The following is a 17,723-nucleotide window of genomic DNA, read 5'->3' on the forward strand; positions in this document are numbered from 1 at the left end:
CCCCCCCCCGAAGCAGCGGACATGTCGATGCGCCGAGAACAGGGAATTGCCGGGACATCGGAATCGAGACCTGTCCCCCGCGCGGGAGTGTCGGGCGCCTCGACCTCGTGGGATCCGCAACTGTCGTCCGGTCGACATGACAGAGCGTCGTCGGACGGCGCCGGGGTGAGCGCATGGCCGGCTCCGACCGGGGTTGACGACCCGACATCTGTCCTGTCGATCAACGGGAACAGCGGACGTGCAGGTCGGGCGTGGAGCCGGAGGTCGGGATCGAACCGACGACCTACTGTTTACAAGACAGTTGCTCTACCACTGAGCTACACCGGCGGGTGATCCCAGCCTAACCCGCAGCCGTCGTCGCAACCTCCGGGCCTGCCCGGCCGTCGCACGATGTGAGGCCGGGTGTGAGGTCGGCGGAGCCCCCGTCACCGTGCCGGGACACAGCCCTAGCCTTGTAGGCGCAGGCACCGCTAGGACATACGGAGGTGACGGGGTCGTGGCCGAGGAGACGCCGACGGGCGACCGGTTCGCACGCCGGTTGCGCGGAGCGTTGCGACGCGACGCGAAACGGCTGCTGACCCCGGGTCCGTCGACGGTGCCGATGCTGATGCTCGGCCCCCAGGTGCCCGACGACGCACAGGTGCAGCAGGTCCTCGACCTCTGCATGCGGATCGGCGAGATCGAGCTGTCGTCCGGTGAGTCGGTCGACGAGGTCACGGCGACGATGCTGCGGCTGGCCAACGCCGCCGGCCTGCCCGCCGTGGACGTGGACATCACCTTCACCTCGATCACGATGTGCTGCCACCGCGGCAACGCCGCCCAGCCGGTCACGACCATGCGGCTGGTCCGCTACCGGACGCTCGACCTGTCCCGGCTCGCGGAGACCGAGGAGATCGTCCGGGATCTCGAGGCGGGAAAACTGGACGTCCGGGCGGCGTCGTCGCGGGTCTCGGACGTCATGCGCAGCCCGCACCCGTACCCGCGCTGGATCGCCACGGTCGGGTGGGCCGGGCTGGCCGCATCCATTGCGCTCCTGCTCGGCGGTGGCCCGATCACGGCGACGGCCGCCTTCGTCACGACGGCGATCATCGACCGGATCGGCCGGCTGCTGGCGCGCCTGGGTGTCGCCGCGTTCTTCCAGCAGGCGCTCGGCGGCTTCCTGGTCACCGCGTCGACGATCCTGCTGATCTCGCTCGGCCTGTTCCCCGCTGGGACGAGGCCGTCGTTCATCGTGGCGGCAGGCATCACGGTGCTGCTGTCCGGGCTGAGCGTGGTCAGCACCGTGCAGGACGCGCTGACCGGCTACTACCTGACGGCGTCGGCCCGGGTCGTGGAGATCTCGCTGCTCTCGGCCGGGCTGCTGACCGGCGTCGTCATCGGGCTCCAGCTCGGGTTCCAGTTCGACGTCACCATCGAGGTCTCCGGCGACCTGCCGTCGAGCGTCGGGCAGTTCGGCTTGTCGGTCGTGTCGGGTGCGCTGGCCGCGGCGTTCTACGCGCTGGCCGGCTACTCCCCGTTGAAGTCGCTGCCGATCGCCGGTGCGGTCGGCGCAGCCAGCTGGGCCGTGTACGGGGCGATGACCCAGATCGTCGGGCTCGGCACGATCACCTCGACCGGTCTGGCGGCGCTCGTCGTCGGCCTGGCCGCCGGCTTGCTGCGGCGCGGCACAGACACCCCGCCGATGGTCGTCACGCTGGCCGGCGTCACCCCGCTGCTGCCCGGTCTCGCCGCGTACCAGGGCTTCTACCAGCTCGCCGTCGAGGGGGTCTCGGAAGGCCTGGTGACGGTGACGATCGCGCTCGCCACCGGCCTCGCGCTGGCCGCCGGTGTGGCCCTGGGCCAGTTCGTGACCCGGCCGCAGCGCACGCCCGAGGAGCGGCCGACCTCGACCGACGCACCGAGCCCCGCCACGAGCAGCGGGTTCATCTTCGGCCCCGGCTCCGACGGCGCCGCCGAGAACGGGGCCGCGTCGCAGGATTCGAAGTAGGGTCGGCGGCGGGCCGCGGGACGAGCCCGGGGCCCGCGCGTCGAGGAGGGTATGTGACCAGCGGCGAACCGGTGACCGCAGCGGACCTCGTGGTGGTGGCCAACCGGCTGCCGGTGGACTACGAAAGGCGGCCGGACGGCAGCACCGGCTGGAAGCGCAGCCCGGGGGGCCTGGTCACGGCGCTGGAGCCGACGCTGCGGGCCCGGGAGGGCGCCTGGGTGGGCTGGCCCGGCGTTCCGGACGTCGAGGTCGAGCCGTTCGCCGAGGACGGGTTGTCGCTGTTCCCCGTACGCCTGTCCGCCCAGGAGGTCGAGGACTACTACGAGGGCTTCTCCAACGGCACGCTCTGGCCGCTCTACCACGATGTCGTCGCGCAGCCGCAGTTCCACCGGCACTGGTGGCGCGCCTACACGACGGTCAACCAGCGGTTCGCCGAGGAGGTCGCGAAGGTCGCCGCGCACGGCGCGACGGTCTGGGTGCAGGACTACCAGCTCCAGCTCGTCCCCGGCCGGCTGCGCGAGCTGCGCCCCGACCTGCGGATCGGCTTCTTCCTGCACATCCCGTTCCCGCCGGTCGAGCTGTTCCGCCAGCTCCCGTGGCGGACCCGGATCCTGGAGGGACTGCTCGGGGCCGACCTGGTCGGCTTCCACACCGACGGCGGCGTCCGCAACTTCCACTGGCTCGCCCAGGAGCTCACCGGTGCGGCACCGGACCGCGATCCCGAGATCGTCCGCTACGGCGACCGGCGGGTGCAGCTCGGCGCCTTCCCCATCTCGATCGACGCGAAGCACCTCGACGCCCTGTCCCGCCGTCCCGAGGTGGTCGAGCGGGCCGCCCAGATCCGCCGGGAGCTCGGGAACCCGGAGCGGATCGCGCTCGGGGTGGACCGGCTCGACTACACCAAGGGCATCGACGTCCGGCTGCGCGCGTTCCACGAGCTCCTCGAGGAGGAGCGGATCACGGTCGACGACGCGGTGATGATCCAGCTCGCGACGCCGTCCCGCGAGCGGGTCGAGCACTACCAGCAGATGCGGGACGACATCGAGCTCTCGGTCGGGCGCCTCAACGGCGAGTTCGCCCGGGTCGGGCACCCCGCCGTCCACTACCTGCACCGGTCGCTGCCCCGCGAGGAGCTCGTCGCGTTCTTCCTGGCGGCCGACGTCATGCTCGTGACCCCGCTGCGCGACGGTATGAACCTCGTCGCGAAGGAGTACGTGGCCTCCCGGCACGACGACGGCGGCGTCCTCGTCCTGTCCGAGTTCGCCGGTGCGGCGATCGAGCTGACCAGCGCGCTGCTGGTGAACCCGCACGACACCGACGGGGTCAAGGAGGCGCTCTACGCGGCGCTGACCATGAACCCGGACGAGGGCGCGAAACGGATGCGGACGCTGCGCAGGCAGGTCCTCGACAACGACGTCGACCGCTGGGCGCGCGGGTTCCTCGAGTCGCTCGGGGTCACGGTGGCCCCGTGAGCCTCGACGCCGACCTGGACCGGCTGGCGTCGGCGGGGGCACTGCTCGTCGCGCTGGACTTCGACGGCGTCCTCGCGCCGCTGGTGGACGACCCGTCGGCCTCGCGGCCGCTGCCGGAGTCCGCCGAGGCGGTCCGGCGCCTCGCCGCGCACGACACGACGACCGTCGTGATGCTGTCCGGCCGCGGGCGCGACGACCTCGCGGCCGTCTCCGGGTTCGGCCCGCCGGTCGGGCTGGTCGGCAGCCACGGGGCGGAGTACGACGACGAGGTCGCCGCCCGCCTCGGCCGCACCGGCCTGCTGACCGCGGCGCAGGCGGAGCGGCGCGAGGCGTTGCTCGCGGGCCTGCGGGAGCTCGTCGACGCCGCTCCGGGCTCCCGGCTGGAGACGAAGCCGGCCGGTGCGGCCGTCCACGTCCGCGGGATGGACCCGGCCGACGGCGCCGCACTGCTCGAGCGGGTGGCGGCCGGATGGGTCCGGGACGGGATCGACGCGACCCCCGGCAAGGACGTGCTGGACCTGGCCGTGCTGCGGACGACGAAGGGCGCGGCGGTCGAGGTCCTGCGTGACCAGCTCGGGATCGACACGGTGCTGTTCGCCGGGGACGACGTCACCGACGAGACCGCGTTCCGGGTGCTGCGCGACGGCGACGTCGGCATCAAGGTCGGCGACGGCGACACCGCGGCCCGGCACCGGGTCCCCGGCCCGCCGGAGATGGCGGGGGCCCTGGAGCGGCTGGCCGCGCTGCGCGGCTGACCGGGGGTCAGTCGAGGTCGGCCAGCGCGGCGGGTGGCTCGCGGCACGGGTCGTCGGCGGCGGGCAGGTCGGAGGCGCTGCCGGCGATCCCGATGCCCTCGGTCGCGGAGACGCCGCCCATCTGGCTGTACCAGCGGGGTGCGCGTTCGCGGGCGTGCCAGTAGCCCTTCGCACTGATGAACCCGCGCTCGCCGGGATCAGCGGCACCGTTGCCGTTGGTGTCCCCGAGGAAGCGCATGCCCCCGCCGGGGGCGCGTTCCACGTGCAGCGGCGACGGCAGCAGCCCCACGAGCTGGGCGGACTCGTCGATGCTCAGCGCCCGGCTGGACTTGCCGAAGTAGTACCAGGACGCGGCGCACACGCCGTAGACGCGCGGCGCGAACTGCGCGACGTTGACGTAGATCTCCAGGATCCGGCGCTTGGGCATCACCAGTTCCATCGTCTCCGCCGGCGGGATCTCCAGCGCCTTGCGCACGGGTTCGAGCGGCGGGTACCGCCCGCCCCACAGGAACAGGTTCTTCGACGTCTGCTGGGTGATGGTCGATCCCGACGGGTCGTCGGTCCCGTCCATGTAGGCCTGCACACGCGCCCATTGCATCCCGTAGTCCACCGCGAGCGTCCGCTCGGGGAACTGCTGGTCCTCCTGCCCCATGACGACGACCAGGAAGTTGCGCGACACGTGGTCGGCGTCGGTCCACTGCGCGACGGTCGGCCCGAAGTTCCACAGCCGGAACATCGAGTACGGCGGGTCGACCAGCGTGAACAGCAGCACCAGGATCAGCGGGACGGCCTGGGCGACGAGTGCCCAGCGCAGGCCCTGGCGGAGCCGGGCCCGTGTCGACGGCGCCGGTGCACCCGGGGCCCGCTGCGGGAGCAGGCGGCGCCGCAGCGCCGCGATGCGCGGGCCGATCGGTTCGAGCGGGCGACGCGGGGCGCCACGGCCGATCCCGGGACGTGCGTCCGGGGCCGCGCCCCGGCGCGGTGGCGGTCCGGTCCGGCGCGGACCGCCGCGGCGCGGGGGCAGGGGGCGCTCGGCGGGGTGCAGGTCCGCCGGATCCGGGGACCGCCGGTCAGCCCGGTCCCCCCCGGAGACGTCCGGGGGCGGCGGCGCGACGGGCCACGCCGCCTGCGGGGCGGACGACGGCGGGCGGGCGGCGGCGCGCTGCCCGGCCCGGGGACCCGCCGCCCCACGCCCGGCGCCGGCTCCCGGGGCCGCACCGCGGCCGGGTCCTGCGGGCGGCTGCGGTGCGGGCCGGCCGGACCCCGGCACGGACCGCCGCGGCCCGGCCGGAGGCGGACCGGCGGGGCGGGGCCCGGCAGGAGGCGGACCGGCGGGCCGCGCCCCGGGAGGCGGCGGTGCCGGAGGGGGCGGAGCGGACCGTCCGGGTGGTGGCGCGGAGGCGCGACCGGGCGGGGGGCCGCGGCGCGGGCGTCGGGGCGGGCCGGCGTCGTTCAGCGCAGCCTCCCCGTCGGTCCGTCCGGCCACCCGGACGGGGGACCCGGGCCCGACGATACCGACGAGACGGACGGCGCCTCGCCGGCCCGGGGTCAGCGCGGCGGCCCGTCCGCCGGGTCGGCGGCGTCGAGGACCTCGACCGGGTCACCGACGTGCAGCTCCGTCCCGGGGTCGTCGGGGACGAGGTTCATCCCGAACCAGACGCCCTTGTCGAACCGTCGGTGCCGGGCCAGGGTGACCATCGGCTCCCGGCCCTTCACCGCCGTCACGGGGTCCACGGTGGTCAGCACGCACCGGGCGCAGCCCTTCACGACCCGGAACCGCGCGTCCCCGATCCGCACCCGGCGCCAGCCGTCCTCGGCCCACGCGGGAGCACCGGAGACGACCAGGTTCGGGCGGAACCGGACCATCGGCAGCGGGCCCTCGCCGGCGTGCGGACCGTCGGCGACCCGGGCGTTCAGCGCGTCGAGGCTGCTCGTCGACGTCAGCAGCAGCGGGTAGCCGTCGGCGAACTAGACCCGGTCGTCGTCCCGGGCGAACTCCGGATCCGGGCGACGGCGGTCCGGGTCGTCGAGGTGCACGAGGCGGACCTTCTCGCCGAGCAGCTCGGAGAACCAGGCGTCGGCGTCGTCCCCGGCCCGCACGCCCGCCGTCTCCCACCGGTGCACCCGCACCGGTTCGACGCCCGGCGACGGGTCGGGCACGGCCACCCGCAGCGCGGGCAGGTCCGGCCCGGTGATCTCCAGGCCGTCCACGACCGGCTGCGGCACGGCCAGGACCAGCCGCGGGTGGGTGCGCGCGGTGACCATCCGGCCGTCGTCGCCGGAGACGAGCATCCACCGGCGGTCGCCGGCGAGACCGGCCCGTTCCACCACGGCCCGTCGCAGGTCGGCTCCCCGGCAGGACTTGACCGGGTACCGGCGCAGGCCGGTCAGCGTCACCACCCGGAGAAGAACTCCCCGGACTGGCGGAGTGCCCGCGTGGTGCTGCCGACGATCAGCTCGGTGGGCAGGACGACGTGCTCGGAGACGTTGCGGTCGCCCCGCTCCAGCAGCAGGCGACCCGCCTCCCGGCCCTTCTCCCGGAACGGCTGGCGGACCGTGGTCAGCCCGGCCCGCTCGGCCTCGGGGACGCCGTCGAACCCGGCGACCGACAGGTCCTCGGGGACCCGCAGGCCACGCTCGCGGGCCTCGCCGAGCGCGCCGAGGGCGAGGATGTCGGACGTGCACACCAGCGCCGTGATGCCCGGGTGCGCGTCGAGCAGGGTGGCGGCGCCGTCGGCACCGGCCTCCAGGGTGTGCTCGTACCGCTCGATGACGGGCACGCCAGCCCAGTCCACACCGGCCTCGGCGAACGCCGCGCGCAGGCCCGCGAGGCGTTCGCGTTGCACGCTGTAGGAACCCGTCTCCTGCCGGGCCTGGTCGGCCGGCCCGTCGTGCCGGCGCGAGCCGAGGCGCATGCAGAGCACCCCGATCCGCCGGTGCCCGAGCTCGACCAGGTGCCTGCCCAGCGCGAGCGTGCCGGCGCGGTCGTCGACACCGACCCGGTCGACGCCCTCGACATCGGCCGGCTGGTCGCACACGACCGTCGGCACCGGGCGCTGCAGCACGGCCCGGAAGTGCGGGTCGTCCTCACTGACCGAGTACACGACGAAGCCGTCGACGCCGGCCTGGAACACGGCGTCGACGTCGGAGTGCTCGGGGCTCACCGGCACGAGCAGCAGACCGGTCCCGGCCTTCTCGCAGGCCAGCGCGAGCCCTTCGAGGAAGCCCGTCGCACCCGGGTCGCGGAAGGCGTAGCTGAGGGCCTCGGTGAGCAGCAGACCGACCGCACCGGCCCGGCGCGTACGGAGTGACCGCGCGACCGGGTCCGGGCCCGGGTACCCCAGCCGCCGGGCGGCCTCGAGCACCCGCTCGCGCAGCGGCGCGGACAGCTGGTCGGGACGGTTGTAGGCGTTCGACACCGTCGTCCGTGAGACCCCGAGCTCGGCCGCCAGCGACGCCAGCGTCGCCGGGCGCCGCTGGTGCTGGGGACCGGTCATCCCCGAACGGTAGCGGCGCCGTCACCGGCGTGAAAGTCCACCCCGTCCGGGCCTGCGCGGATCACACCCTGCGACGTGGGATGGGGGCGTCGTCCGACGGTAGAGTGAATCGAGAACGGTTATCGATAAAGATATGCCGATATGTTGATAGGAGCTCCGTCCGTGTCCCGATCCCCGCTCCGGCCCGCCACTCTCGTGGCCGGGCTGGCCGCGTTGTCCCTCGGACTGTCCGCCTGCGGTTCCGGCCAGGTCGACACCCCCACCAGCCCGGACACCCCCCAGGTCCGGATCGTCACCTCCACCGACGCCTGGGGCGCCGTCGCGAAGGCCGTCGGCGGCAACTACGCCCAGGTCGACCCGATCATCGACTCGGCGAACCAGGACCCGCACGGCTACGAGGCCACCCCCGGCGACGCGGCCACCGTCGGCGACGCCCAGCTGATCGTCACCAACGGCGGCGGCTACGACGCGTTCATGACCGGCCTGGTCGACGCGTCGGGCAACCGGGCCCCGGTCGTCGACGCGGTCGCGGTCTCCGGGCTGGAGGGCGCCGCCGAGGCGGCGGAGGCCGGTGGGCACGACCACGCGCACGGCGCGGGCGACGCCCACGCGGGTGAGAGCCCCGAGGAGCACGCCGCGCACGCCGGCGAGGGCGAGGAGGCCGGGCACGAGGGCCACGACCACGGCGCGTTCAACGAGCACGTCTGGTACAGCCTGCCGACCGTGCAGAAGGTCGCCCAGCAGATCGCCGACCGGCTCGCCGAGATCGACCCGAGTGCCGCCGAGTACTTCCGCAGCAACGCGCAGACGGTGGGCGGCGGGGTCGCGCAGCTGACCTCGAAGGCCACCGAGATCGGCCGCGCCCACCCCGGCGCACGGGTCGCGGTGACCGAGCCCGTGCCCGACCACCTGCTCGAGACAGCGGGGGTGCAGAACGCGACGCCGCAGGAGTTCTCGTCGGCGGTCGAGGAGGGCACCGACCCGCCCGCCGCCGTCGTCGCGCAGATGCTCGACCTGTTCCGTACCCAGCCGCCGGTCGACGCGCTGATCGTCAACACCCAGACCGAGTCGGCGAGCACCGACCAGGTCCGGGCCGCGGCCGAGCAGGCGGGCGTCCCGGTGGTCGAGATGTCGGAGACGATGCCCGACGGCGTCGACGACTACGTGCAGTGGATGAACACCAACCTCGATGCGCTGAACGCGGCGCTGGCACGCTGATCCCGTGCACCCTGCAACGACCACCCGCCCCGCGCTCTCACTGCGCGGGGCGGGCCTGCGTTTCGGTGACCGGACCCTGTGGTCCGGCCTGGACCTCGACGTCGCGCCCGGCGAGTTCGTCGCCGTGCTCGGCCCGAACGGCTCCGGCAAGACGACGCTGATGCGCGTCCTGCTGGGCCTGCTGCCGCTGTCCGAGGGCGAGGTACGGGTGGCGGGTGCGGCGCCGCGGCGGGGCAGCCCGGAGATCGGCTACGTGCCCCAGCAGCAGCCGCTCGATCCGGACCTGCCGCTGCGCGGACGCGACCTGATCGGCCTGGGGCTGGACGGGCACCGGTTCGGGCCGGGCCTGCGCGGCCGGCGGGAGCGGCGGGCGAAGGTGGACCGGGCGCTGGAGCAGGTCGGTGGGACCGGGTACGCCGACGCCCCCGTCGGACGGCTGTCCGGCGGCGAGCAGCAGCGACTCCGCGTCGCGCAGGCTCTGGTCGGGGACCCGGCCGTCCTGCTGTGCGACGAGCCACTGCTGTCGCTGGACCTCTCACACCAGCGCACCGTCACCCGGCTCATCGAGGACCGCCGCCGGGCCGACGACACCGCGGTGCTGTTCGTGACCCATGAGATCAACCCGGTGCTGCCGCTCGTCGACCGCGTGCTCTACCTGGTCGACGGCCGGTTCCGGATCGGGCCGACGGAGGAGGTCATGACCTCGGAGGTGCTGTCGGAGCTCTACCGCACCGAGGTCGACGTGCTGCGTGTACGGGACCGGCTGGTCGTCGTCGGCGCCGAGGACCACGAGCACCACGGCGACACGCTGCCGGTGGGGGGTGCCTGATGGACGAGCTGTTCTCCCTCGACGGCACCGCGGAGCTGCTCGGCGAGCCGTTCGTCCAGAACGCGCTGATCGCCTGCGCGGTGCTCGGCCTCGTGGCCGGGCTGCTCACCCCGCTGGTCGTCAGCCGCGGCATGGCCTTCGCCGTGCACGGCACCGCGGAGCTGGCCTTCACCGGCGGCGCGGCCGCGCTGCTCGTCGGTGTCGAGGTCGGGCTCGGCTCGGTCGTCGGGGCCGTCGTCGCCGCGACGATCTTCGGGGTGCTCGGCCTGCGGCAGCGCGAGCGGGACTCGGTGATCGGCGTCGTGATGGCGTTCGGGCTCGGCCTCGGGGTGCTGTTCCTGTCGCTGTACGACGGCCGGTCCGCGAACCGGTTCGGCCTGCTCACGGGATCGATCGTGTCGGTCGACGGCACCAACCTGTGGGTGCTCGCCGTCGTCGCGCTGCTCGTGCTGGGCACCCTGCTCGTGGTCTACCGGCCGCTGCTGTTCGCCAGCACCGATCCCGACGTCGCACTCGCCCGCGGTGTCCCGGTGCGGGCGCTGTCGCTGGTGTTCGCGGTGCTGATCGGCCTGGTCACCGCGCTGGCGGTGCCGATCGTCGGTGCGATCCTGGTGCTCGCGGTCATGATCGTTCCCGGGGCGGCGGCGAACCGGGTGACCGCCAACCCGGTGCTCGCCACGGTGATCGCGATCGTGATCGCCGAGGTGGCGCTGGTCGGCGGGACGGTCCTGTCGCTCGCCCCCGGAGTGCCGGTGTCGGCGTACGTGGCGACGATCGGCTTCGTGGCCTACGTGCTGTGCCGGGTGATCGCCCGGCTCCGCGGGCGGGCCCCCGTCCGGGCCTGACCCGGCACGCACCCCGTGACTGCGCCGCGCACCCGCTGCGAGGGGTGCGTGACGCGGCGACGGGGTGCTTGGCGCGGCGACGGGGTGCGCTCAGCGCTCCAGACGACGACGGCGCGCGACCTCGGCGAGCACGACGCCGGTGGCCACCGAGGCGTTCAGCGACTCCACCCGGCCGGCCAGCGGGATCGACACCGTCAGGTCGCAGGTCTCGCGCACCAACCGGGAGAGGCCCTTGCCCTCCGACCCGGTGACGAGCGCCAACGGCCCGGTGGCGAGGTCGAACTCGTCGAGGGAGACGTCACCGTCGGCGGCCAGGCCGACGACCATCAGCCCGGCCGAGGCGTACTCGCGCAGGGTCCGGGTCAGGTTCGTCGCCCGGGCCACCGGCACGCGCACCGCGGTGCCGGCCGAGGTCCGCCACGCGACGGCCGTCATCCCGGCCGCGCGCCGCTGCGGGACGACGACACCGTGCCCGCCGAACGCCCCCACCGACCGGACGACCGCACCCAGGTTCCGCGGGTCGGTCACCCCGTCCAGGGCGACGGTCAGCGCCGGGCGGCCGGAGTCGGCCGCCGCCTCGAGCAGCTCGTCCGGGTGCGCGTAGCTGTACGGCGGCACCTGCAGCGCCAGGCCCTGGTGCAACGCCCCGCCGGTGAGCCGGTCCAGGTCGTTGCGGGGTACCTCCAGGATCGAGATCCCCTGCTCCGCGGCGAGCGAGACCGCCTCGGCGACCCGCTCGTCGGCGGACATGCCGGTGGCGACGTGCAGCGCCGTCGACGGGACACCGGCCCGGAGGCACTCGACGACCGGGTTGCGGCCGAGCACGGTCTCCGGGCCCTCGCCGTCGCCGCGCCGCCCGGCGACCGGACGGCGGCGCTGTTGCTGCTGGTCCTGCCGGTCGCGGCGGGCGGCCGCCTTCTGCTTGGGGTGGCCCGGGCGCATCTCGCCGGACGGGGTCGGCCCCTTGCCGCGGAGCGAGCGCCGGGGCTGGCCGCCGGAACCGATGACCGGGCCCTTCTTCGTGCCCTCCTTGCGAACGGCACCGCGTCGCTTGGAATTGCCTGCCATGCTCTTATGCGTCCTTCAATGTCCAGGTGGAGCCGCCGGCGCCGTCCTCGACGGCGATCCCGGCGGCGAGCAGCTCGTCGCGGAGCCGGTCCGCGGTGGCGAAGTCGCGCCCGGCACGCGCCGCCTGCCGGCGCTCCAGCATCGACTCGACCAGGGTGCCGAGTGCCTGCCGGGCGGCGTCGCCGGCGTTGTCGGCCGCGCCCCCGGCGGCCAGCGGGTCGAGGCCGAGCACGCCCGTCGTCGCGCGGACGCAGGACGCGGCCTGCGACGCGGTGCGGGCGTCGCCGGCGTCGAGGGCGGTGTTGCCCTCCCGCACCAGCTTGTGCACCGCACCGAGCGCGATCGGCGTGCCCAGGTCGTCGTCGAGCGCGGCGGTGAACTCGGCGGGCAGCTCGGTGGAGGGCTCGGGCAGCCCGTGCCGCTCCCGCACCCGGTTCACGAACGACTCGACCCGCCGGTACGCGGCGACCGCCTCGTCCAGCGCGGCGTCGGAGTACTCGATCGCCGACCGGTAGTGCGGGCCGACCAGGTAGTACCGCAGCTCGATCGGGCGGACCCGCTGCAGCAGGGCCTCGATCGCCAGGGTGTTGCCCAGCGACTTCGACATCTTCTCGCCGCCCATGGTCACCCAGGCGTTGTGCAGCCAGAACCGGGCGAACGGGTCACCGGCGGCGTGCGACTGGGCCCGCTCGTTCTCGTGGTGCGGGAACACCAGGTCCAGGCCGCCGCCGTGGATGTCGAACTCCGGGCCCAGGTAGGCGGTCGCCATCGCCGAGCACTCCAGGTGCCACCCCGGACGGCCGTGCCCCCACGGGGTGAGCCAGCTCGGCTCGCCCGGCTTCGCGGCCTTCCACAGCGTGAAGTCGAGCGGGTCCCGCTTGTCCCCGGCCTCGCCCTCGCCCTGGTGGACGTCGTCGACCTTCTGGCCGGACAGCGTCCCGTACTCGGGCATCGTCCGGACGGCGAAGTAGACGTCGCCGTTCGCCGCGTAGGCGTGACCGCGCTCGATCAGCCGCTCGATCAGCTCGACCATCTGCGTGATGTGCCCGGTCGCGCGCGGCTCGACCGACGGCGGGAGGCAGCCCAGGGCGTCGTAGGCGGCGGTGAAGGCCCGCTCGTGCGTGGCCGCCCACTCCCACCACGGACGCCCGGCGGCCTCCGACTTGCGGAGGATCTTGTCGTCGATGTCGGTGACGTTGCGGACCAGGGTGACGTCGTACCCGCTGCGGCCGAGCCAGCGGCGGAGCACGTCGTAGTTGAGACCGGAGCGGACGTGGCCGATGTGCGGCAGCCCCTGCACGGTGGCACCACAGACGTACATCGACACGGCTCCGGCCCGCAGCGGCGTGAACGCACGCTGCTCCCTGGTCGCGCTGTCGAGAAGTCTGAGGCTCACATCACCAGGGTACGGCTCTCCGATTCGTCCACTACACGGGCGGTGCCTCCGCGGCAAGCTGTCCGTCATGAGTGTTCAGCAGCTGTACCCCAGGCTCGTCGTGTCCGACGCCGACGCGGCCATCGCCTTCTACACCGCCGCGTTCGGCGCGGAGCTGGTCGAGCGCTACACCGACGGCTCCGGCCACGTCGTGCACGCCCTGCTGCGGGCGGGCGACGCGGTCTGGGCGGTGAAGGACGGCGACGAGGTCGACCCGGCACCCACCGGCCCGGGCGCGGTGATCCTCGCGCTGTACGTGGACGACCCGGACGCGGTCGCCGCCGCGATCGTCGACGGCGGCGGGCGGGTGATCTTCGAGGTGTCGGACCACCCGTACGGCGAGCGCGGCGGCCGGCTGGCCGACCCGTTCGGTCACGCCTGGATGGTCGCGTCGCGCAGCGGGGACCTCACCACGGAGGAGATCCAGCGGCGGACCGCGGAGGCCTACCCCTGACCGAGGGCCTGTCCCTGGCCGGGGAGGAGCAGGGCCGTCGCGACGGCGGCACGGCCCTCGCCGCGCCCGGTGAGCCCGAGACCGTCGGTGGTGGTGCCCGAGACCGACACCGGGCCGCCGACCACGTCGGACAGCACCCGTTCCGCCTCGGCACGCCGCTTCCCGATCTTGGGATCGTTGCCGACCACCTGGACGGCCGCGTTGCCGACGGTCCAGCCGTCGCGGACGAGCAGCCTGCCGACCTCGGCGAGCAGCGCCACGCCGGACGCGCCGGACCACTCCGGGCGCCCGGTGCCGAACACGGCCCCGAGGTCGCCGAGCCCGGCGGCGGACAGCAGCGCGTCGCAGAGCGCGTGCGCCGCGACGTCGCCGTCGGAGTGCCCGGCGCAGCCGTCGGCGCCGTCCCACAGCAGGCCCGCGACCCAGCAGTCGCGGCCCGCCTCGACGGGGTGGACGTCGGTCCCGATCCCGACCCTCATCCGATCCTCTCCGCGGTCCCCGCGAGCAGCAGGCCGGCGATGCGCAGGTCCCACGCCGTGGTCACCTTGAACGCCAGCGGGTCGCCGGCGACGGTCGACACCGGGTCGCCGGCGGCCTCGACCAGCCCGGCGTCGTCGGTGCGCGGGTCGGGCGACCCCGCGTAGGCGCGGCGCAGGACGCCGGGCAGGAAACCCTGCGGGGTCTGCACCGCACGCAGCGCCGACCTGTCCACCGTGGACACGACGACGCCGTCGGCGTCTACCTGCTTGACGGTGTCGGAGACGGGAAGCACGGGGATCACCGCGGGGGTACCCGCGCGCACCGCGGTCACGACCCGTCGCACGACGTCCGGCGGCGTCAGCGGACGCGCGGCGTCGTGCACGAGCACGACCTCGGTGTCCGGCCCCGTCACGGCGAGCCCGGCCGCGACCGACGCGGTGCGGTCCGCACCACCCGGCACGACCGTCACCGGACGCCCCGGAAGCAGCGCGGCGGCGCCGCTCACCTGATCGACGGGCACGACGACCACGACGTGCCCGACCACGTCCGACGCGAGCAGGCCGTCGACGGCGCGCACCAGCATCGGCACGCCGCCGAGTTCGACGAACGCCTTGGGCACACCGGCACCCAGGCGCTCGCCGGAACCGGCGGCGGGCAGTACGGCGACGACGTCCGCCCCGGAGGACGGCTCGCCCACGTCAGGCGGTCGCGGTCGCGAGCACCTCGTCGAGCAGGACCTCGGCCCGCTCCTCGTCGGTGCCCTCGGCCAGTGCGAGCTCGCTGACCAGGATCTGCCGCGCCTTGCCGAGCATCCGCTTCTCGCCTGCGGACAGACCGCGGTCCTTCTCACGGCGCCACAGGTCGCGGACGACCTCCGCCACCTTGTTCACGTCACCGGAGGTCAACTTCTCCCAGTTGGCCTTGTACCGGCGGGACCAGTTGGTCGGCTCCTCGGCGTGCGGCGCGCGCAACACCTCGAAGACCCGATCCAGGCCCTCCTGACCCACTACGTCCCGGACGCCGACGACCTCGACATTGTCGGCGGGGATACGAACCGTCAGATCACCCTGCTGGACTTTGAGGACGAGGTACTGAACTTCCTCACCCTTGATCGTCCGAGTCTCGATCGCCTCGATGAGAGCGGCACCGTGGTGCGGGTAGACGACAGTCTCTCCGACCTTGAAAACCATGTGTCCTCTGGCCCCTTTCGCTGGGTCCAGATTAACACGCCGCCCGCGGTGGCCGGTGGCCGGTCGGCGCCGTCGTCGCAGGTCAGGGGGTTGACAATGCCGCAAAAACATGTTCCCCGCGAGTGCGTCGGCCGCACGGGGAGGCCGCGGGAGGACTGCGCCGCCGCACCGCCGTGCGACGGACGACCCGGTGGGGCCGCCCGACCGCGCACCCGGTGGCCGTACGAGACTAGGCTCTACGCCGGATCGCACGGCTCCCGTGCCCGGACGGCTCCGGCCGGCCCGGAACACACCTCCGGGGCGCCGCGCCTCCGCGAGATCCGTCGTCAGCGCGCCGGGAGCCGTTCCCGGCCGGCAGGAAGGACACGCCGACCGTGAGCCGCAACCGCCGCCCCCTCCGGACCCTGGCCGGGGTCGCCGGGGCCGTCGCCCTGTCCGGCCTCCTGCTGAGCGGCTGCGGGACGGGCCAGCTCTCGCAGACCGCACAGCAGGTCGCCGCCACCAACGGCCTCAACGCCTCGGTCGGCGACGTCGACCTGCGCGACGTGCAGATCGGCTACCCGCAGGCCCCCGCGAGCGAGGCCGCGCTCTACGCCCGCGGCACCGCGGCGCCGGTGCGCGCCACCCTGATCAACACCGGAGCCACCGCCGACCGCCTGGTCTCGGTCAGCAGCCCGGCGGCCGGCTCGGTCGCCGTCGGCGGCGACCGGGTCCTGGCCCAGGACATCGCGCTCGTCGCGGTGGGCACCAGCGAGCTGCAGCCGACCGCGAGCCGCCCCCTCCAGCTCACCCTCGAGGGGCTGCGGCAGCCGATCGCCGCCGGCGGCGACGTGCCGATGACGTTCGTCTTCGAGCGGGCCGGATCGATCACCGTCACGGTCCCGACCGGGATCCCGGGCGAGGGCAGGCCCGGCGCCGAGCCGGAGCGCGTCGAGGCCGAGGGCGGCCACGGCGGCGGTGCGAACGGCGCCGAGACCGGGGTCGGTGGCCAGACCGGCGGCGAGGCCGAGGCCCCGCCGGTCGACCAGGCGAACCCGGTCCCGAGCGGTGAGGGAACCGAGTCCGCGCCCGGCAACGAGGGCAGCGGCTCGGGCGGCGCCGCCGGGAGCTGACGCCGCGGTCGCGCGCGGCCCGCTCGGGCGGCTACCGCTGCACGGAGTGCGACCAGCGCACCGCGCAGTGGGTGGGGCGGTGCCCCGACTGCCAGGCGTGGGGCTCGCTCGAGCAGGTCGAGGCCCCGCGGGCGGGCGGTCAGCGCACCGTCGTCGCGGGCGCTCCGAGCACGCCGGCCCGGCGGATCGCCGACGTCGAGCTGGACTCGTCGCGGGCCCGGCCGACCGGGGTCGAGGAGCTCGACCGGGTGCTGGGTGGCGGCCTCGTCCCCGGCGCCGTGGTGCTGCTGGCCGGTGAGCCCGGCGTCGGCAAGTCCACGCTGCTGCTGGAGGTCGCTGCACAGGCCGCGGCACGCTCGCGGGTCCTCTACGTCTCCGGCGAGGAGTCCGCGGGCCAGGTGCGGCTGCGCGCCGAGCGGACCGGCGGCGTGCACGACGAGCTCTACCTCGCCGCCGAGTCGGACCTCGAGTCGGTGCTCGGGCACGTCGACCAGCTGAAGCCGTCGCTGCTCGTCGTCGACTCGATCCAGACCATGTCGACGGCGAGCGTCGACGGGACCCCGGGCGGGGTCACCCAGACCCGCGCGGTGACGGTCGGCCTGACCGCGCTCGCGAAGGAACGCGGCCTGGCCGTGCTGCTGGTCGGCCACGTCACCAAGGACGGCGGCATCGCGGGCCCCCGGGTGCTGGAGCACGTCGTCGACGTCGTCCTGCACTTCGAGGGCGACAAGCACTCGGCCCTGCGGATGGTGCGCGGGGTGAAGAACCGGTTCGGACCGGCCGACGAGGTCGGCTGCTTCGAGCTGCGCGACTCCGGCATCGTCGGGCTCCCCGACCCGTCGGGCCTGTTCGTGGGCCGGTTCGGGCAGGGAGCCGAGGGCGTGCAGCCGGGGACGGCCGTCACCGTCGTGATGGACGGCAGGCGTCCGCTGCTCGCCGAGGTGCAGGCCCTCGTGGCCGGCGCCAACATCCCCAGCCCGCGGCGCGCGGTGACGGGTCTGGACGCCTCACGGGTCCCGATGCTGCTCGCCGTCGTCGAGCGGCGGGGCGGGCTGAAGCTGCACGACGCGGAGGTCTACACCGCGACCGTCGGCGGCATGAAGATCACCGAGCCGGCGGCCGACCTCGCAGTCGCGCTCGCCGTCGTCTCCGCGCGGCGGGACGTGACACTGCCCGCCGACCTGGTCGTCCTCGGCGAGCTCGGCCTGGCCGGTGAGCTGCGCCGGGTGCACGGCGTCGGACGGCGGCTGGCCGAGGCGGCCCGGCTGGGCTTCACCAACGCGATCGTCCCGGCCGGCTCCGAGGTCGGCTCGACCGGTATGCGGATCACCGAGGCGACCTCGCTGAAGGAGATCATGCAGCGGATGCGCTGAGCCGCCCG

17 protein-coding genes, 1 tRNA gene and 1 pseudogene are annotated in these 17,723 nt (G+C 74.5%); 9 read left to right on the top strand and 10 right to left on the bottom strand.

Annotated features, from left to right (window positions below):
- Window positions 1–252: 252 nt before the first annotated feature.
- A tRNA-Thr gene (locus Ae150APs1_RS14700) sits at window positions 253–327 on the bottom strand.
- A 169-nt stretch (window positions 328–496) separates the two neighbouring features.
- Between Ae150APs1_RS14700 and Ae150APs1_RS14705 the strand changes: the two genes are divergently transcribed.
- Genes Ae150APs1_RS14705 through otsB form a run of 3 tightly spaced genes read left to right on the top strand, consistent with a single transcriptional unit; the run spans window position 497 to window position 4,214 of the window.
- Window positions 497–1,987, top strand: coding sequence for a threonine/serine exporter family protein (locus Ae150APs1_RS14705; protein ID WP_075298191.1), 1,491 nt, complete (start codon window positions 497–499; stop codon window positions 1,985–1,987).
- A 53-nt stretch (window positions 1,988–2,040) separates the two neighbouring features.
- Window positions 2,041–3,459 carry a trehalose-6-phosphate synthase gene (locus Ae150APs1_RS14710; RefSeq protein WP_075298193.1) on the top strand — a complete coding sequence of 473 codons (1,419 nt, stop codon included), beginning with the start codon at window positions 2,041–2,043 and terminating at the stop codon, window positions 3,457–3,459.
- Window positions 3,456–4,214, top strand: a complete 759-nt coding sequence (gene otsB, locus Ae150APs1_RS14715) for a trehalose-phosphatase (RefSeq protein WP_075298195.1) — start codon at window positions 3,456–3,458, stop codon at window positions 4,212–4,214. Before Ae150APs1_RS14710 ends, otsB begins: the two co-directional genes overlap by 4 nt.
- Before the next feature lie 7 nt (window positions 4,215–4,221).
- On the opposite strand, the gene Ae150APs1_RS32810 is transcribed toward otsB, so the two are convergent.
- From Ae150APs1_RS32810 to Ae150APs1_RS14730, 4 genes and pseudogenes are all read right to left on the bottom strand, one after another.
- Window positions 4,222–5,484, bottom strand: a complete 1,263-nt coding sequence (locus Ae150APs1_RS32810; RefSeq protein WP_083680139.1) for a transglycosylase domain-containing protein — start codon at window positions 5,482–5,484, stop codon at window positions 4,222–4,224.
- A 278-nt stretch (window positions 5,485–5,762) separates the two neighbouring features.
- Window positions 5,763–6,170 (bottom strand): annotated as a pseudogene (locus Ae150APs1_RS32815) (MOSC domain-containing protein); the annotation flags it as partial.
- Window positions 6,171–6,182: 12 nt separating this feature from the next.
- Window positions 6,183–6,614 (bottom strand): MOSC domain-containing protein, encoded by a 432-nt coding sequence (locus tag Ae150APs1_RS32820; protein WP_212567212.1) that lies wholly within the window; start codon window positions 6,612–6,614, stop codon window positions 6,183–6,185.
- Window positions 6,608–7,711 carry a LacI family DNA-binding transcriptional regulator gene (locus Ae150APs1_RS14730; protein ID WP_010231441.1) on the bottom strand — a complete coding sequence of 368 codons (1,104 nt, stop codon included), beginning with the start codon at window positions 7,709–7,711 and terminating at the stop codon, window positions 6,608–6,610. The genes Ae150APs1_RS32820 and Ae150APs1_RS14730 overlap by 7 nt, the downstream gene beginning before the upstream one ends.
- A gap of 162 nt (window positions 7,712–7,873) precedes the next feature.
- On the opposite strand from Ae150APs1_RS14730, the gene Ae150APs1_RS14735 reads away from it, so the two are divergent.
- The 3 genes from Ae150APs1_RS14735 to Ae150APs1_RS14745 are packed head-to-tail and all read left to right on the top strand — an operon-like array spanning window position 7,874 to window position 10,603.
- Window positions 7,874–8,929 carry a zinc ABC transporter substrate-binding protein gene (locus Ae150APs1_RS14735; RefSeq protein ID WP_170918090.1) on the top strand — a complete coding sequence of 352 codons (1,056 nt, stop codon included), beginning with the start codon at window positions 7,874–7,876 and terminating at the stop codon, window positions 8,927–8,929.
- Window positions 8,930–8,933: 4 nt separating this feature from the next.
- Window positions 8,934–9,758 carry a metal ABC transporter ATP-binding protein gene (locus Ae150APs1_RS14740; protein WP_075298199.1) on the top strand — a complete coding sequence of 275 codons (825 nt, stop codon included), beginning with the start codon at window positions 8,934–8,936 and terminating at the stop codon, window positions 9,756–9,758.
- The gene (locus Ae150APs1_RS14745) at window positions 9,758–10,603 is read left to right on the top strand and encodes a metal ABC transporter permease (RefSeq protein WP_010231433.1); all 846 of its coding nucleotides are present in this window, start codon (window positions 9,758–9,760) and stop codon (window positions 10,601–10,603) included. The genes Ae150APs1_RS14740 and Ae150APs1_RS14745 overlap by 1 nt, the downstream gene beginning before the upstream one ends.
- Before the next feature lie 90 nt (window positions 10,604–10,693).
- Here the strand turns inward: Ae150APs1_RS14745 and rlmB are convergent, their stop codons facing one another.
- Both rlmB and cysS read right to left on the bottom strand, forming a co-directional pair.
- Entirely contained in the window at window positions 10,694–11,671 is a 978-nt protein-coding gene (gene rlmB, locus Ae150APs1_RS14750; protein ID WP_060574608.1) for a 23S rRNA (guanosine(2251)-2'-O)-methyltransferase RlmB, read from the bottom strand.
- A 4-nt stretch (window positions 11,672–11,675) separates the two neighbouring features.
- Window positions 11,676–13,067, bottom strand: a complete 1,392-nt coding sequence (gene cysS / locus Ae150APs1_RS14755; protein WP_075298201.1) for a cysteine--tRNA ligase — start codon at window positions 13,065–13,067, stop codon at window positions 11,676–11,678.
- A 67-nt stretch (window positions 13,068–13,134) separates the two neighbouring features.
- On the opposite strand from cysS, the gene Ae150APs1_RS14760 reads away from it, so the two are divergent.
- Window positions 13,135–13,560, top strand: coding sequence for a VOC family protein (locus tag Ae150APs1_RS14760; RefSeq protein WP_033199692.1), 426 nt, complete (start codon window positions 13,135–13,137; stop codon window positions 13,558–13,560).
- Here Ae150APs1_RS14760 and ispF read toward each other — a convergent pair.
- Genes ispF through Ae150APs1_RS14775 form a run of 3 tightly spaced genes read right to left on the bottom strand, consistent with a single transcriptional unit; the run spans window position 13,551 to window position 15,230 of the window.
- A complete protein-coding gene (gene ispF / locus Ae150APs1_RS14765) occupies window positions 13,551–14,039 on the bottom strand; it encodes a 2-C-methyl-D-erythritol 2,4-cyclodiphosphate synthase (protein ID WP_075298203.1) in 489 nt (162 codons plus the stop codon). The genes Ae150APs1_RS14760 and ispF overlap by 10 nt on opposite strands.
- On the bottom strand, window positions 14,036–14,737 hold the full coding sequence (gene ispD / locus Ae150APs1_RS14770) for a 2-C-methyl-D-erythritol 4-phosphate cytidylyltransferase (protein WP_075298205.1): 702 nt from the start codon (window positions 14,735–14,737) through the stop codon (window positions 14,036–14,038). Before ispD ends, ispF begins: the two co-directional genes overlap by 4 nt.
- A gap of 1 nt (window position 14,738) precedes the next feature.
- Window positions 14,739–15,230 (bottom strand): CarD family transcriptional regulator, encoded by a 492-nt coding sequence (locus tag Ae150APs1_RS14775; protein WP_075298207.1) that lies wholly within the window; start codon window positions 15,228–15,230, stop codon window positions 14,739–14,741.
- 374 nt (window positions 15,231–15,604) lie between these two features.
- On the opposite strand from Ae150APs1_RS14775, the gene Ae150APs1_RS14780 reads away from it, so the two are divergent.
- Window positions 15,605–16,342 (top strand): copper chaperone PCu(A)C, encoded by a 738-nt coding sequence (locus Ae150APs1_RS14780; RefSeq protein ID WP_075298209.1) that lies wholly within the window; start codon window positions 15,605–15,607, stop codon window positions 16,340–16,342.
- Window positions 16,339–17,715 carry a DNA repair protein RadA gene (gene radA / locus Ae150APs1_RS14785; protein ID WP_075298211.1) on the top strand — a complete coding sequence of 459 codons (1,377 nt, stop codon included), beginning with the start codon at window positions 16,339–16,341 and terminating at the stop codon, window positions 17,713–17,715. The genes Ae150APs1_RS14780 and radA overlap by 4 nt, the downstream gene beginning before the upstream one ends.
- Window positions 17,716–17,723: the final 8 nt, after the last annotated feature.

The sequence above is a fragment of the Pseudonocardia sp. Ae150A_Ps1 genome (assembly GCF_001932315.1).
Taxonomy (GTDB): domain Bacteria; phylum Actinomycetota; class Actinomycetes; order Mycobacteriales; family Pseudonocardiaceae; genus Pseudonocardia.